Annotated in this window: 16 protein-coding genes and 1 pseudogene; 14 read left to right on the forward strand and 3 right to left on the reverse strand. The window is 37.5% G+C overall.

Annotated elements, in window-relative coordinates:
* Positions 1–207: 207 nt before the first annotated feature.
* On the reverse strand, positions 208–1,485 hold the full coding sequence (locus ASG89_RS26275; RefSeq protein WP_057313987.1) for an IS110 family transposase: 1,278 nt from the start codon (positions 1,483–1,485) through the stop codon (positions 208–210).
* Between the two features lie 34 nt (positions 1,486–1,519).
* Positions 1,520–1,639, reverse strand: a pseudogene (locus tag ASG89_RS37025) (IS110 family transposase); the annotation flags it as partial.
* 286 nt (positions 1,640–1,925) lie between these two features.
* Here ASG89_RS37025 and ASG89_RS26280 point away from each other — a divergent pair.
* From ASG89_RS26280 to ASG89_RS26360, 14 genes are all read left to right on the forward strand, one after another.
* The gene (locus tag ASG89_RS26280) at positions 1,926–2,750 is read left to right on the forward strand and encodes a DinB family protein (RefSeq protein ID WP_321166534.1); all 825 of its coding nucleotides are present in this window, start codon (positions 1,926–1,928) and stop codon (positions 2,748–2,750) included.
* A gap of 186 nt (positions 2,751–2,936) precedes the next feature.
* A complete protein-coding gene (locus ASG89_RS26285) occupies positions 2,937–3,650 on the forward strand; it encodes a DUF2711 family protein (protein WP_057313989.1) in 714 nt (237 codons plus the stop codon).
* 54 nt (positions 3,651–3,704) lie between these two features.
* Positions 3,705–3,899, forward strand: coding sequence for a hypothetical protein (locus ASG89_RS26290; RefSeq protein WP_057313991.1), 195 nt, complete (start codon positions 3,705–3,707; stop codon positions 3,897–3,899).
* Between the two features lie 763 nt (positions 3,900–4,662).
* Positions 4,663–5,085 carry a hypothetical protein gene (locus ASG89_RS26300; protein ID WP_057313995.1) on the forward strand — a complete coding sequence of 141 codons (423 nt, stop codon included), beginning with the start codon at positions 4,663–4,665 and terminating at the stop codon, positions 5,083–5,085.
* A gap of 817 nt (positions 5,086–5,902) precedes the next feature.
* Complete coding sequence (locus ASG89_RS26310; protein WP_057313997.1) at positions 5,903–6,835, forward strand: stalk domain-containing protein; 933 nt, start codon at positions 5,903–5,905, stop codon at positions 6,833–6,835.
* 320 nt (positions 6,836–7,155) lie between these two features.
* Positions 7,156–7,527: a hypothetical protein gene (locus ASG89_RS26315; protein ID WP_057313998.1), complete on the forward strand. Its 372-nt coding sequence runs from the start codon at positions 7,156–7,158 to the stop codon at positions 7,525–7,527.
* Between the two features lie 217 nt (positions 7,528–7,744).
* Positions 7,745–8,236 carry a hypothetical protein gene (locus ASG89_RS26320; protein WP_057314000.1) on the forward strand — a complete coding sequence of 164 codons (492 nt, stop codon included), beginning with the start codon at positions 7,745–7,747 and terminating at the stop codon, positions 8,234–8,236.
* A 1,047-nt stretch (positions 8,237–9,283) separates the two neighbouring features.
* Positions 9,284–9,568, forward strand: coding sequence for a hypothetical protein (locus tag ASG89_RS26330; protein ID WP_057314004.1), 285 nt, complete (start codon positions 9,284–9,286; stop codon positions 9,566–9,568).
* A gap of 9 nt (positions 9,569–9,577) precedes the next feature.
* Positions 9,578–9,829, forward strand: a complete 252-nt coding sequence (locus tag ASG89_RS38745; protein WP_414813289.1) for an imm11 family protein — start codon at positions 9,578–9,580, stop codon at positions 9,827–9,829.
* Positions 9,830–9,841: 12 nt separating this feature from the next.
* Positions 9,842–10,783 (forward strand): hypothetical protein, encoded by a 942-nt coding sequence (locus tag ASG89_RS26335; RefSeq protein WP_057314006.1) that lies wholly within the window; start codon positions 9,842–9,844, stop codon positions 10,781–10,783.
* Positions 10,784–11,121: 338 nt separating this feature from the next.
* A complete protein-coding gene (locus ASG89_RS26345) occupies positions 11,122–11,613 on the forward strand; it encodes a hypothetical protein (protein ID WP_057314009.1) in 492 nt (163 codons plus the stop codon).
* 266 nt (positions 11,614–11,879) lie between these two features.
* Positions 11,880–12,362 carry a GyrI-like domain-containing protein gene (locus ASG89_RS26350; RefSeq protein WP_057314011.1) on the forward strand — a complete coding sequence of 161 codons (483 nt, stop codon included), beginning with the start codon at positions 11,880–11,882 and terminating at the stop codon, positions 12,360–12,362.
* 221 nt (positions 12,363–12,583) lie between these two features.
* Positions 12,584–13,933 (forward strand): S-layer homology domain-containing protein, encoded by a 1,350-nt coding sequence (locus ASG89_RS26355; protein ID WP_057314012.1) that lies wholly within the window; start codon positions 12,584–12,586, stop codon positions 13,931–13,933.
* A 290-nt stretch (positions 13,934–14,223) separates the two neighbouring features.
* On the forward strand, positions 14,224–15,228 hold the full coding sequence (locus ASG89_RS26360; protein ID WP_057314014.1) for a DUF3231 family protein: 1,005 nt from the start codon (positions 14,224–14,226) through the stop codon (positions 15,226–15,228).
* A 218-nt stretch (positions 15,229–15,446) separates the two neighbouring features.
* Here the strand turns inward: ASG89_RS26360 and ASG89_RS38270 are convergent, their stop codons facing one another.
* Entirely contained in the window at positions 15,447–15,569 is a 123-nt protein-coding gene (locus ASG89_RS38270) for a hypothetical protein (protein ID WP_268795661.1), read from the reverse strand.
* Positions 15,570–15,623 lie beyond the last annotated feature (54 nt).

Genomic DNA, 15,623 nt, shown 5'->3' on the forward strand with positions numbered 1-15,623 from the left:
CACAAGGTCCTTGGGGATTCACTCTCCCAAATCTCGACGGGTCTTTGCCCTCACATTCCTTCGTCCTATCTATCCAAGGTGTGGAGTCCGATCAACGTTAAYGGAACGGGTCTATGCCCTAAAGCGTAAAAATCTCGGTACTCCGTGCTTTCTTTGTGAGATCCTGCGAATAAGCCAATTTACGTGTCAGGGGCTACGATTTATTTTTTATGCTGCTAACGGTAGTTGTGCTTTATCTATGGAGAATGTTTGTCCTTCTTTTGCCATGGCTACAAGCATCCGGGCTAGTTTCCCAATCAGCTTCATCATGGACTGCATTTTTGTCATTCTTTTCACTTCGGTATTGTGCGCATGTATGGCTTGGAACGCTTCATTGAAAGATAACAGGTGAAACACAGTGAAGTAGAGATGCTTGCGCAGTAGTGAGTTGCCTCGCTTGGTGAGCTTAATTTGCCCCTTATATTTGCCAGAACTTCGTTCTGCTAAGTTCAATCCTGCCTTGCGTAGTAATTGATTTCCGTGAGACAGCTTACGTAAGTCCCCGCCAAAAGCCAATATGGCAGCCGTTGCTGGAACGGAAGTACCGACAGAGCGAACGAGATCAGAGCAAGGAATTTCAGGCAGTATCTTTTCAATCATCTTGTCCACTTCGTCAATAATTTGGCAGATCCTATCATACTCTTCGATGAGGTGCCTTAGCTCCCATTTGTCTTCTTCAAGGGCAGTAGTGTCTCCCACGCTATGTCTAGCGAGCGTTTGAAGTTCCAAGGCCTTGTTCTTGCCTCGCGCTCCGCCTGGTCTGGCCATATACTCACCCCAGATCTGTACCATTTGCTCCGGAGTTAGCTGCAATAGGTCAGAAGGGGCTGGAAACTGGCGCAAAGTGGCTAACGAGCGATCGCWAAATATATCATCAAATGCTTGTCTGTATTCTGGAAACCGGATATCAAGCCAGCGGTGAATTCTATTCTTAGTCCTTCCTGATTTAACCACCCAGTGCTCTCTGTTTGTAACCATAACCCGTATGCGACGGAATGCTTCATCCTTTGGAGAGAAGGGCGTGTAGAACCCACGGCTCACCGCATCGGCGATGACCAGAGCATCTTTTGGGTCGTTCTTGGAAGGTGAGTTATCTCTGTTTTCCTTATTACGTTTTGTTGTCATTGGATTGACAAGAGCCACATCAATGCCCTGATCCACCAACCAGTTGGCAATATTGAACCAGTAGTGACCGGTGCTCTCCATTCCCACAACGATGTCATTCATGCCGTGCATCTTCTGTAATTTCCGAATGCTTTGTTCTAAATGCTCATATCCAGCAAGGTCATTCGAAAATAGAATAGGGCGCTTGGAGAGGACAACACCTCGAAAATTAATGGCTTGTGCTACGTGTTTCTCCTTGGCAATGTCGATGCCTATGACCAGAGTAGTAGTGCTGATTCGTTCTACACGTTGATTTTGAGACTTAATTGGATTAGACTTCATGNTTAGCCCGAGAAGGTCAGGTTGTACTCCAGGATCGAAAATTAATGGCTTGTGCTACGTGTTTCTCCTTGGCAATGTCGATGCCTATGACCAGAGTAGTAGTGCTGATTCGTTCTACACGTTGATTTTGAGACTTAATTGGATTAGACTTCATGATAACGCCTCCTAAGGTGAGTTCTGAGGGCTGCAACCCAGTACATACTCATCGTAGCGAGGCGTTCTTTTTTCTGCAAATGCAATCTACTAACACCTACAGGAATGTTAAYGGGCAGATTTGCGTGGTGGAACGGCTACTTATTACTCACAAAATAATNTGTTTTTTATGAAGCTCCTAAGGTGAGTTCTGAGGGCTGCAACCCAGTACATACTCATCGTAGCGAGGCGTTCTTTTTTCTGCAAATGCAATCTACTAACACCTACAGGAATGTTAACGGGCAGATTTGCGTGGTGGAACGGCTACTTATTACTCACAAAATAATCCCAACATATGGTATATTGGAGGAAAGGTTACACGTGATAAAAGTATGATTTTATTTGAGGGAGAAGGGCATATAACTATGGATATGGAGCAACGAAGGGTATGGAATGAAAAACATAAGATGTTAACAGAAATCCTATCTAAACCAAGTGAAGATGTTCATGCGGTTGAACTATTTCTCCCCCACCATGCGTTACTGTACTCATCAAAGATGGAAAATAGTAGTTGCCCTACGTTTGAGGATTCAGTTTTGGGAAATTTGGAAGAGAAAACAATGAGAGCACATCCTGTAAACGCTCCAGATACAAAGAACTCAATCGTTTGGCATCTTTGGCATATTGCTAGAGTAGAAGATATGACAATGAACATCTTAGTTGCTAACAGTCAGCAAGTACTATATTCTGATAGCTGGCTTCAAAAAATGAACATCAAATTCTCCCACAGTGGAAATAGCATGAATGATGAGGACATTACAGAACTAAGTTTAAGTATTGATATTGGTGCTCTATTAGAATATAGAATAGCTGTAGGAAAACAGACACGACGTATAATTTCATCGTTGCAATTAGACGAGTTCAAACAGAAAGTTCAATCTAATAGAATTAAAAGGTTATTTGATGAAAATGCTGTTCTTCAAGAAGCGAGAGGTATTGCTGAATATTGGAGCAAGAAGACTGTCGCTGGGCTTGTATTAATGCCAGCAACTAGACATAACTTTTTGCACTTGAATAAGTGTATGCGTATAAAGAATAAGATTCAAAAGGAAATGTTGAAACCACTCCGATGATTAGGAGTGTCTTTGTCTTTACATACTGATGTATATTTTGTGTTCGAACTGTACTTTGTGTTTAGATAAATTACGGTGAACCTTAATATAGATGACAGGTCAGGTCATTACGCTAACGTAAGAACGTTAGAATTACAACTATAGGCTGCTGGGCTAACTCTAGTTTGTTTTAGAAAGAGGTGTTATATGACTAAAATCAAGGTACTTCCAAAACCTCATAAGTATGCTGTTTGTGCGCCTGAAGATACGCCAATAAAGGAATTCTACAAGGATTTTTACAACGAGGTATTTATTTTTTATCATCCGTTCATTAAACCAAAATCCATTGATTATGAATTGTTTGAACCTGAAACATATCCGGGTAAAAATGAAATTATAGAAAAATGTGAGTTAGTTACATGGCAACAATTCTTAATCCTATCTGGAATACAAAATTATAGCTTTTTAGACATTGGATTAAGAATCCAAGTTCTCGGATTGAAGAAACAATATGCAAATGAAGAAACAGCTAAAACCATTCGGGACACATGTGAGAAGCATCGGATAATTGCACCGACGGAAGGATTTTTTCCAGAGTTTCTAATGAATAAAATTCTTAGGTCATTGCAACATGAAGGACATGAGTGGATATGGTCTGGAGACGAGTTTTGCACCGAGAGAAAACTGGAGTATATTGATGATTTAATTAATGATAATGAGGCTTTGCGAAATCAACACCTTAGTTTGTTTACTCACAATAATGAAGTACTGCTTACAACTCATTGGGATAGCCACTTTTCCTTACTATGTTCTGATAAAAAGGCAATAAGCAAGATAGTTAAGTTTGCTGGTTTGGAAGGCTACTATTGTGATGACAAAAGTGAGATTTATTGGAGTTTGCAAAACACATTGCTCAACTAACGAAGAACGATAGCGAATTAACAATTTTAACACCAATACCCAAGAGGCATTATTATGGAGGGGCGAAGCGTATTGGAAAATAAAGAATTGTTAACTTTTTTAAATAAAAGACTATTACATTTGAAAAAGAGAAGATTGATTCATATAATCTTCGCTGTACGAAATAAAAACGAAGGAAAAATTGAAGAAATTGAAAATATCATTAAAAGATTAGAAACAGACAACTTCGAAAACCACGATTATGATTAGAACCAGCTTTATTTGTTGAATAGTTCAGCTATTCAAATTTTAAAATAGGGATAGTGAAATTCTAGTTCATTCCGCTAACGGAAGAACGATAGTTCAAAATAAGGGAGCAGATTACCGCGAGCCGGTAGCTGTTCCTTTTTATTGACGGGCAGGTTAACAGAACTTCCAGTGTATGGTAACGTATTAATTATCGATAGGTATAAATGTTTTGTTATTGGGACTCGCAGAAACAATAAGTCCAATGTGAATAGTCAATTGCAAATAGGAGGATTGAAGTGTTGGTAATTCGAACAATTGTCTATTTAGGTATACTTATCGTTTCAATGATTTTTGTTACTTCCTCGATAATATGGGACGGTATGCAAATAAATAATTATGATCAACTTAATCATGTAAATTTGGGCTTCCCAATAGCATTCATTACCCAAAATCAAAGTGCATGGGAACCACCATTACCTTTTCGAGCTACCTATAAAATAACAAAAACATTAAGTGAGTTTCATGCATTGAGGTATTTCTGCTCTGTTCTAACAGTTGTCTTTTTTCTAATTATTATTTTTGAGTTTTGGCGTAGGAAAGTTTGAATCGTTAGGCTATCGGTGAACAATAGCTCAATAATTTACACCATGACAAAGTTGGCGCGTTAAACGGCATCTTTGTTGTGCTAACGGGCAGTAGTTTGCGTGGTGCCCATCTTGAATATATAAGGGCAAAGTTTAATTAATTGCAGTAAACGCGAATGGGGAATCGAGGTGAGATATCTATGAGGTCGGTATTTGTATTTATTGATTCAGATGAGAGTGAATCTATATTCAAAATCTTAGACTCTTTCTCTACCAATTATGAGAATATACAATGGGTTTATGTAGATGATAAAAATGACCCGGTTTTATATATTCAGTTTGACCTTCAGAAGTATCTCTTAAATGAAATAGAGAGTCCTGAAAATAATTCGTTAGTTGAGATAATTAAGTCATATCAAGTAATTCAAATAGACATCTCTGGAAGACATTCGGGGGACAAAGAGGTTTTGTTTGTTGTTAAAGAGCTATTATCTAAATATAATGGCTTTGCAATGGATGATTACAGTGATCACTTATGGCATTTAATTGAGATCCAAAATGGTGCAAAATATAACGAACTTAATTTCTTTGACTATAATGGGTGGAATTTAAAAAATCATTGATTAAACAAGCATGCATTCAACTATCGTAAGAACTATAGCTCAACCAGAAACGAGGCTGTCGGTATGATTCGGTGGCCTCGTTAAGCTATCGGGCAGGTTTGCAGAGATGTATGGTTTATTCTATACAGTTTTTACCTTAATACGGTAAAATGAAAAGAAACTATTGTATAAGAGGAATTTAATGAGGAATAAAACGAAAACCGCTAAATCATCGCTTATTTGGGTTATTCTGCTCAGTGCCCTATACGCAATAATTGGGGAAATAATATTTCTATTATTTTATTACCATGACTATCTCTTGAAGCATGATGAATCGTTTATGATTCTGCTTAGCATTATATATATCATACCTGTAGTGTTATATTTCAGAAGTCGGTATTGGTATTATAGTTTATTTATTCTCCTCTTCTATATTGTCTTTTCTATTGTTTTTTTGTTTCTTTTTAGTGCATTATTTCCGTTGCCTGATGACAATCCAGCGGGGGGGATACTAGCGATTATCGTGCATGGAATAAACATAATCAGCATTGTTATTGGAGTATTTTTTGGATTATTAATTAATTTATCACTGTATTATTGGTTGAAATTAGACGATGCAAAAGAAATAAACGATTAACCTAACGGAAAACTTTAGTTCAACAAATAAATGAGATGGCTGCCGATGATCATTGTTCGGCAGCCTTCTCAACTATCGGGCAGATTAATGGAATCCTTTGGTATAAAAGTTTTTTGTAAAAGAATTGAAATTGTAAGAGCAACTTTTACTTAATTGTACCGTCTAAATTTTATATTGGTAAATAAAGGGAGTGTTTGAATTTTGAAGAAGTTTGTTTTAGGTCTAATTTGTGGAATTGGCTTTACCGCTACAACCGCTGTTTATGCGTCAGACACAATTCAAGCGTACTTATTTTCTGCTAAATTTGTGATTAACGGTGAGACGAAAAATCCAAGTGATTCGGGATACCAAACCCTAAACTACGACGGACATACATATGTTCCTATTCGTTATATCGCAGAAAATATGGGTTCTACGGTGGCTTACGATGAAGAGTCCAAAACGATTACAGTAGATAATGGTTTTAATATAATAGACATAAATAATCGTGAAATAAGTGCAGGACATTTATCGATAACAAAAGAAGGCAATCATTCCATTATTAGTGGTAAACTTTATATTGGTTATTCTGCATGGAATCATAGATTAATTGATGGTTATCAGTCATTGACTAAATCTACTAACACTGAAATTGATGTGACCAAAACAGACGTGAAAGGCAAACTTGTATTTCGGAACAACAAGGGCGAACTCATGGAAAAAGTATCTTACGAAGTGAAAAATGCAGCACTCGGAGAAGAGCAAATCGTAACCTTTCAAACATTAAGTCAGACAGATGTATCGGAATATGCAGTAGTTACCTTAGAAAGCCAACAGCCAACTCCTTCACGAGTATCTGGTGGTTTAGGGCGAATATATACCGATGATGAAAACAAGGTTAGCTTTAGTGTAAATGATATAGTAAAAACAGGCGAATACAGTATTGTAAGCGGTGGTCTTTCTATAGATAAACCTGAGGAAGTACCAGACAATTCTCCTATTATTATTACTTTCCTAGATGCGACTGGGGGAAGTCTCGGCTCGGCTACAACTACACTTGGTGAGATTAAAAAGGCTCAGTTACTATTCACTATTTTAGTTGGTAAAGGTGATTTTACTAATTACAAATCACTAACTGTTAAGGTAAGCAATTAATAATTTAGAACTCATCCTTACGCTATATCTTATTGCGCTAACGTAGGAACTTTAGTTGAATAACCACCTACGATGAGGCTGCCGGCATGAAGGGCAGCGTTTGCTCACTTAACTGGCAGGATTTTTTTTCACTTAGCGAATTATTTAAATATCCTACTTTCAATGAGGGGTGAACGTTTTTGAATGCAATATTAAAAGACTCTAAACAGATTCAATACTATACATACCTAGGACCTATATTCTAGGCTCTTCAAAATCGACAACACGATTATAATTGGTTATTAACAGATTTAGAACTAAACTGGATACCAGATGATGTTTTGAACTACTTCGGAGAATATCAAGTAAATAAAGGGACTTGGGATAGAAATAATAAATACTGGATTTCAGGTGAGCAATTAACAAACTTAATTGGCAAGAATAAAATCCAATTTATTTGGGGTGTAATCTCAGGGTTTAGAAAGTCGGAGAAGATTGATATTAATAATTTGAGCGTCGTTCCGTTTGCAGATGGTAACCCAGGGTTTTGGAAACAAGGAGCCACAGTTCAACATCCAAAAGCTGAAGTAGAAATTGTCTGTTGGGATTCTGGACTTACTCTCATGATAAGTAAAGACCAATCCTTAGTTAAAAGCTATATGGATTTTTTTAAAGACGCAAAAGACCTTGATGAGTACAATTTGGAAGACTGATGTTCAGTACGTCGTTAAACTAACGTGGGAACGTTTGTTCAATAAACAATAACGGGAGGCTACCGGGCACGATCGGCAGCGTCGCTCACCTAACGGGTAGATTAATGTGGTGAAGTACCAGAAGAATTGCTTCATAATTATAAGAATAATATACAAACGTATGTTCTCGTGTTATGATGGGAATAAAAAATACATCCCCTCTAGGAGTGAACGATATATGGAGAATATTATCCGTTCTGGTATGCATGATTTTGATTTTACGCTTAAACCGATGATAAATCGCAATAGACGTAGGACGAATGCGATGTATCCGGAAAAGGTAGGTGTCTGGGAAGAGTTTGAAGCTAGTCATACAGGTGAGAAATATCTCGATGGGAAGGTCATCATCGACCATTTTGAAGGAATATTCCCTGATGGTGAAGTCAGAAAAGGGATGACGATACGCGCTTATGACGAGGAAACGCATCTGTGGTCGTTGGTATGGCTGGATAATCGCAACCCTCATGATTTTAGACCGCTGATCGGAAAGTTTGAAAATGGAATTGGTGTGTTTAATCAAGTGGTGGAGACGCCAGACGGAAAGCCGCTACACATGAGATTCACTTGGGATGAGATCACTGAGAATACGGCTCGCTGGCAACAATCCTTTTCGTTTGATGGTGGTGACAACTGGGATACCAATTGGATTATGGAGTTTACGAGAAGATAAACGCTCATGCACCCAACTTCTTGCACATAATCGTTTCAATTGCGGTACGATTGATCTAATGTAAGAACGTAGTTGAATAAATGTAACAAAATGAAATCTTATTTTCATACGGCTTTAATGAATCAAGCCTATAATAAAACAGACCCCCTTTAAAATATAAATAATTATGACCCACAGCCCGTTGCTGTGGGTCACTTTTTTGTTCATTCAAGTAATGGGTAGTTAATTCCAATATATGTGAATGTTTGTTCAATATACAGCAAAGGGAGGCTGCCGGCACGATCGGCAGCCTTTCGCTCACCTAACGGGCAGATTTGTTCAATTGCTACGCAATCTGGCAGTTTGAAGCCACTCAGACAATGCCGCTGAGTCGGGGAGAGAGTTTCAGTGATTCTGATTAGTCATTTTCAGAATAGTCTTTATACATTTGTTTTTAGTGAGTTTGTGTAAAGTGTGTGGTAATATTTGGATATCTAATCTTAAGGAGTTGTTTTTTTGTCTAAGAGGGGAACTGGGGTTGTATTTTGCTTTCTTGCTGCTTTTCTATTATCCATACAGTATTTAAGTGCAGCGATCTTTGGCTCAAATGTGAGCTCATGGAACCCGCAATTATTTCAAGGCATGCTTTATAGTGTTGGTGATTACCCATTAACACTGAGTAAATTTTCCCTCTTTGTAGGAATAGGTTATATAATTTGGGCTGAGGTTGAGGAGTTTAGACGAAACCATAAACCACATAACAATAAGTGATGCCTAACAGAACTGCTATTTTTTCGTTGCGCTAGCGGATCTATATCAATAAAAAGCTGCCGACAGTAATGGATAAGCAGACTTCTTGGGTAATAAGTAACGTTGTTCAACAAACAACAAGGGGAGGCTGCCGACATCAACGGCAGCCTTTCGCTAACCTAACGGGCAAGATTACGCTAATAGCCCACGATTTGTGATAACATAAAAGTACCTAAGTTTTCCAAGTTACTTTTGGTGGGTTTAATTTTGTGAACAATATAATTACGTTAACGTTGAGTTAATAGGAGGTATTCAATAATGAAGGTTTGGAAAATGAGTTGTAATGTCCGAGATTTCGAAAATCTCGTTTTAGTTAATTATGATGATTTGCAAAAAATGGAGGACCAATTTGACGGAGAGACATATAAAGGACAATGGACCCCATTGTTAATGAAAACTAACAAAAAAGGAAATGCCTCTGATTTCCCATTGTTTATTTGGAGGGCTGGAGTTCCTATTTTTACAGACAAGGCATTAAACGTATTGAGGAAATTTATAGATAGTGGCTATGAAGTGCTTCCATTGATTCATAATAGAAAGTAGTATTTTATTATTAATGTTACAAAAGTCATTGATTGTTTAGATGAAAATGCATCTGAAATTGAATACACTGGTCGTGGGAAAGTTATTAAAATACATAAATATGTACTGCATCCTAATAAACTCCATGGAGCAAATATATTTAAGATACCGCAGGAAAAAAATCGCTATATTTATATAACTGATGATCTGAAAAACTACTTAGAGAATAGCGACTTAAAAGGTTTTGAATTTGATTTAGTTTGGGACTCCGACTCCGAATGAGGTGAGAAACTAATGGATGAATGTAAGTTGTATATTGGTCGATGTGACAGTTTAGAAGAACTCACAGAATGGGTTACCGAAACCTATGGTTATAAGCCAATTAACCATGAAACTAACAAATTTTTAGGTACTTGTAGATCATGGAAAAAAATGAACATTAAATTGGGATTCTGTGATGATTTTTCGAATGGGTTAAACCATTATCGCTTTTTTATTCAATTTATTCCTACTTCTGAAGATAGTATCGACACTTTAAAATTATTGCGCAAGGCCGCAGTTAATCTAATGGCTGATTTCAAAATTGATGTTGCTCATAGAGTGGCTGTTAAAGGTGAACCATACATTCAATTTTATTATTATGAGGATGGACAAGTGAAATCTATTACAGCCCATGAAAGGTATATAATTAATCCGTTAAATTTGGGGATTTATGAATTGAACGCAGAGGTTCAACTTAATATTTCTGGACTAGACGAAGTTATCTTGAATGGAACGAAATTAGGTGAAGTTTGGAAGGAGCCTTCATTGGAGCTTTCCAGCGTTGAAATTGATTATTTAATAATTAATAGAAATATTCCGTTATTCTCCAAAAATGCAATGAAAATATTTAAAGAGAAAGCATCCAAACTTATAGAATCCTTAAAATTGTCTGGGTCAGATTATGTGGTAGGGAATGTTTGTGATGTTAGAGAAAGTATAGACATTTCCAAATCGCAATTAATTGTAAATGAAGATTTTTGGGAAGTTCAAAAGTATGTTTTCATTCCGAGTGAACTTTTGGGACCCAAGCTTTTTAAAGATGTAAATTCTGATCGTTTATTTTGCACAAAATCAATTGTTGATTTGATTAATGAACATAATTTAAAAGGATTTGCATCTAAAAAGGTATGGGAATCCAAAGCAGGAATATCGTTCGTTGATTACATACGAGACACTGAGAACCAACTCAACTAACGAGAGAACGAAAGTTGAACTTTAAAACTACAATGGCGGTTTGGAGGGAGTTTTTATGTCACCGAGTATCTTTTATGGATTTTGTTTGTTTTTGCTATTAATTATAATAATTTTGTTAATAACTATTGCAGTATCTACATACAAACAAACGCAAAAAAGTAAAGATATTGAGGAAGCGATTTATAGGTTAATTGAAGTAACTAAAGAAAATATTAAATATACGAAACATAATTAAAAGATGCTAGTATAACCACATTATTAAACTTGAACTATACAAACATATGTTCTTGACTTATAATGGGAATAGAATATACATCCCCTCTAGGAGTGAACGACATATGGAGAATATTATCCGTTCTGGTATGCATGATTTTGATTTTACGCTTAAACCGATGATAAATCGCAATAGACGTCGGACGAATGCGATGTATCCGGAAAAGGAAGGTGTCTGGGAAGAGTTTGAAGCTAGTCATACAGGTGAGAAATATCTCGACGGGAAGGTCATCATCGACCATTTTGAAGGAATGTTCCCGGATGGTGAAGTCAGAAAAGGGATGACGATACGCGCTTATGACGAGGAAACGCAGCTGTGGTCGTTGGTATGGCTGGATAATCGCAACCCTCATGATTTTAGGCCGCTGATCGGAAAGTTTGAAAATGGAATTGGTGTGTTTAATCAAGTTGTGGAAACGCCAGACGGAAAGCCGCTGCACATGAGATTCACTTGGGATGAGATCACGGAGAATACAGCTCGCTGGCAACAGTCCTTTTCGTTTGATGGCGGCAACAACTGGGATACCAATTGGATTATGGAGTTTACGAGAAGATAAACGCTCACGCACCCAACTTCTTGCACATAATCGTTTCACTCTTGTTACGATTGAACTAACGCAGAACGAAAAAGTTGAATAAATTCTTATGAACGAAGCTGCCGGCGAATCGGCAGCTTCATTGCGTTAACGGGCAGTAGAGTTCATATTGAAGGATTTTGATTTACAGTCATAACATGCTTTATTAATATATTTTTCGAATGTAATTTTCATCTTTACATAAGAACATATATTCGACTATTATGGAGGTGGATGCATTTTCCATAATGGGAGGTTTTATTATTAATACTTACCAAGTCAACGTTCTGGAAAGAGAAGCGATTAAGTTAATTGGTTTTTCAATAATCGAAAGTCTAAACAAGGTTATTGAAACGAAGATTGGCGGAAAACTCCGTGAGGAATTAGAGAAACGAGCCCCTGAAATAGAAAGCAGGATAGGGTCAGGGATGTATTTAATTCAAATATATCCTCATGACGGTCATTGGACTCCCGATGTTCCGTATCAGCATGTGATTGCCTACGAAGTGAAATCTTTCGACGAGGTTCCAGACGATATGATTACATACACCTTACATCCTGGACGTTTTATCAAAATTGCACATAAAGGTGCAGAATCGCAAATTGGCATCACGTATGAGTTTATCAATAACACGTATGGCGGTAGGCCTATCGATATTGAATATTGGAACGATATTCATACTTTAGAAAACGAAGATAATCAAATTGATATTTACATACCATCAAAATAATTGATTCTTTGAAGCGAATAAGTTTTCCATTATCTGATGGGTAACAAATAGGGGGAAATTTAAGCTAGAGGAGACCTACAACTCAATACAGAACTAAACGAGGCTGCCGGCACAAACGGCAGCCTCATTACGTTAACGGGCAGGATAATGTAAAAAACTTTACGTGCGAATGGAAAAATTAGTAGAATGTAATTTGAAATAGCATACACCTGGGAGGAACAATGAAAAAAACGCTGATTATTGGAATGATAGTGTTATCTTTAAGTATTGGACAATCCGTAAGTGCAGCTGCTATTAACGGAAAAGTGGACTTCAAAGATGTAGGAGGACATTGGGCACAAAGTGGCATTACATACATGGTGGAATCAGAGGCGGTTGATGGATACCCAGATGGTACGTTTCGACCGGATGGAACCATTACAAGAGCCGAATTCAGTAAGGTTCTTTCTGAACTAATGGATGCAGAGGGCGGGAGTAACGCATTTACTGACACAAAAGACCATTGGGCAGAATCCAAAGTTAGTGGTTTGGTAGGCCAAGGTATCATTGTGAAGTCTGAATATCCAAATGGTTTTGGACCGAACGAGAATATTACTCGGTTGGAAATCAGTAAGATGGTCGCTCGTGCTTTGGCGCAAGCAAGCCTACTTTGGAGAGAAGTTCTGACAGGTTTTCAGCAGCTTCCAGCAATTAATGTGCCGTTTAACGATCAGGACGAAATGAAATTGTCTGATGTGCCTTTTATCGCATTGGTTAACAGTTCGGATATTATTAACGGTTATGACGATGGGACGTTTAGAATAGATCGTTCTGCAACAAGAGCAGAAGCGACAGTTATGCTTAAGCGTTACCTTGATGCTAAGAACAAAAAGCCGATATTGAGTGAGTTGTTGGCAAAGTTCAAGGGTGAACAAGATGTTCAAAAGTTCTCCAAAACTCAACTGGAATCATGGGTGGATAAAGATGCGGATATTAAGCGGTTAGCAAATTTGCCGATTAATCATTACACTGGCACTTCTTTGGCTAAAAATCAAGATGCTTTGATCTATCCAATGGGACATGATTCATCAACTAATGATACCAAATTGGTTACGCAAGCGATGAATGATATGATTGGTTGGATGAATGTGTACGAAAACCTTGATTATAGAACGGTTGGCGATTCGTGGAAAAATAAAATGCTCCGTTACTATAGTCAGAGCTCCACTTACCACGGAGTCCATTACTCAAATGAAGATCTTCCTAAATTAATCGATGTTTATGTTAAGGAAGTAAAAGACGGGAAATACATTCAAGAGAGCTTCTTCGTGACTGATTTATCACTGGCATTTAAACAAAAAAGAACTGAAAACTCCAATAATGAGTTTTTAATTCGGGGAACGCAATATGTTCGTTTCACATCCGTTACCGATCTGCCAGAGGGTGTTGAATTGAATAAGTGGTATAAACGTGATGTTGATGTGAAGTACATGCAAAATCTATGGGGTGACAAGGTTTCTTGGGATACAGCAGACAATATAGCTGCGGGTTACACTGTTATTACTCCATATAGCTTAGTTACAGCAAAGTAAAAAGAGACATATGCGAGCAAAAAAAGTTCGATCTCGCGACGGTGAACGGCCAGATGATAGTCGAATACGAATACCACTGCAGGCTACCGTAGATTTAATATCGGTAGCCTGTTCCGCTCCCTCGGAACACTATAGCTTAATACCGACTATAACCAGGCAGCCAACATCAACCTGCTGCCTTTTCCCCGCTAACGGGGCAGTAATATACAATAAAATGACAACCTACATAAATAATTATTTAAAGTGGAATGATAAGCATATCTTACCAAAATGATTAAGGAGAGAAAATCTTGGAAACCAACAATATTAGATTAACAGCACCAGAGATTGCTAGTCTTTGGACACAATATATGTTTGATACCATGTCAATTTTATTTTCCCAATATGCACTTGAACACATTGATGATAAAGACATCCACGCGCTCTATGTAACAGCCTTAGAATTATCGATAAATCATGTGCAGCAAATTAAAGATTTTTTGACACAAGAAAATTACCCAATTCCACAGGGTTTTACAGAACAAGACGTTAATAAAAAAGCTCCGCGTCTGTTTCAAGATCCTTTTTACATTTATTATCTTTATGTTATGACTTTACAAGGAATGACTGGTTACTCACTGTCTGTAAGCACATCTATTCGATCAGATATACGGAAATATTACATAGCATGCAATAAGGAAACTATGATGCTTTTCGATAAAACTATTGATGCCATGCTTAAGAAAGGACTCTATTCGCGTCCGCCAGTAATTGATCCGCCTGATAGTGTAGATTTTATTAAACATCAAAGCTTTTTAACAGGATGGCTAGGGGAACGCCGACCTTTAACAGTTTTGGAAATTGGGGATATAACCTTTAATATGATTAAAATGAATTTACATGCTGCGTTAAAGGTTGGATTTATTCAAGTTGCCAAATCGGAAGAAGTTCGCCAATTAATTATGAGAGGACATAAAATTGCCAATAAACACATTGAAACATTCGAGTCAATATTTCGTGAAGAGAACCTAAATTCACCTATATCTTGGCAATCATTAGTCACTAATTCAACGCTAACACCTTTTTCCGATAAATATCTTATGTACCAGGTTCAACTATCTACACAATTATCAATTGCTTTTTATGGTACCGCTTTTAGTGTTAATGCAAGAAGAGATCTTAGCGCACAATATGTTCTATTTATCAGTGAACTTGCAAAATTTGCTGAAGACGGTGCGAATCTCATGATAAAAAATGGTTGGTTAGAAGAACCGCCAAAAGCTAGTGATCGCAAATCACTTAATAAGAAAACATAACGATATATTACTATGTGGAGGGATAGGGAAGATCCTAGTTGCTTTTTCACTAACGGGTAACGTTAGTTGAATGAAACGGTGACAGTCTAGGACTTTATTTTCTCGTCCTTGGCTGTCGCCGCTTCAATTTCTAGGGTCAATCTAAAACTTATTTTGCATAAGCTGACGATTTTTCAAATCCAAAACCCGCTTCTAATCAAGAACTCCAGTCTAAAACTTTATTTTCTCCTGATATCAGAACGTTTGCGGAGTTGTCGACGATCTTCCGCCGCAAGCCAGCTGTAGTAACCGCTGCGACTGACTCCTACAACCCTGCACAAGTAGGCCGTCATACGCTTCATTCCATATGATTGAATGGTTTGTTTTACAATAGCATAGCGCTGCAGACGTTAGTG

Origin of the sequence: Paenibacillus sp. Soil766, assembly GCF_001428105.1 — a bacterium.
In the GTDB taxonomy this organism is placed as follows: Bacteria; Bacillota; Bacilli; order Paenibacillales; family NBRC-103111; genus Paenibacillus_E.

What these genes read in the sequence shown, in the direction of transcription:
- ASG89_RS26285 (WP_057313989.1), top strand. Translation starts at nt 2,937, where the DNA reads ATGACTAAAATCAAGGTACTTCCAAAACCTCATAAGTATGCTGTTTGT.
- ASG89_RS26290 (WP_057313991.1), top strand. Translation starts at nt 3,705, where the DNA reads ATGGAGGGGCGAAGCGTATTGGAAAATAAAGAATTGTTAACTTTTTTA.
- ASG89_RS26300 (WP_057313995.1), top strand. Translation starts at nt 4,663, where the DNA reads ATGAGGTCGGTATTTGTATTTATTGATTCAGATGAGAGTGAATCTATA.
- ASG89_RS26320 (WP_057314000.1), top strand. Translation starts at nt 7,745, where the DNA reads ATGGAGAATATTATCCGTTCTGGTATGCATGATTTTGATTTTACGCTT.
- ASG89_RS26330 (WP_057314004.1), top strand. Translation starts at nt 9,284, where the DNA reads ATGAAGGTTTGGAAAATGAGTTGTAATGTCCGAGATTTCGAAAATCTC.
- ASG89_RS26335 (WP_057314006.1), top strand. Translation starts at nt 9,842, where the DNA reads ATGGATGAATGTAAGTTGTATATTGGTCGATGTGACAGTTTAGAAGAA.
- ASG89_RS26345 (WP_057314009.1), top strand. Translation starts at nt 11,122, where the DNA reads ATGGAGAATATTATCCGTTCTGGTATGCATGATTTTGATTTTACGCTT.
- ASG89_RS26350 (WP_057314011.1), top strand. Translation starts at nt 11,880, where the DNA reads ATGGGAGGTTTTATTATTAATACTTACCAAGTCAACGTTCTGGAAAGA.
- ASG89_RS26355 (WP_057314012.1), top strand. Translation starts at nt 12,584, where the DNA reads ATGAAAAAAACGCTGATTATTGGAATGATAGTGTTATCTTTAAGTATT.
- ASG89_RS38270 (WP_268795661.1), bottom strand. Translation starts at nt 15,569, where the DNA reads ATGAAGCGTATGACGGCCTACTTGTGCAGGGTTGTAGGAGTCAGTCGC.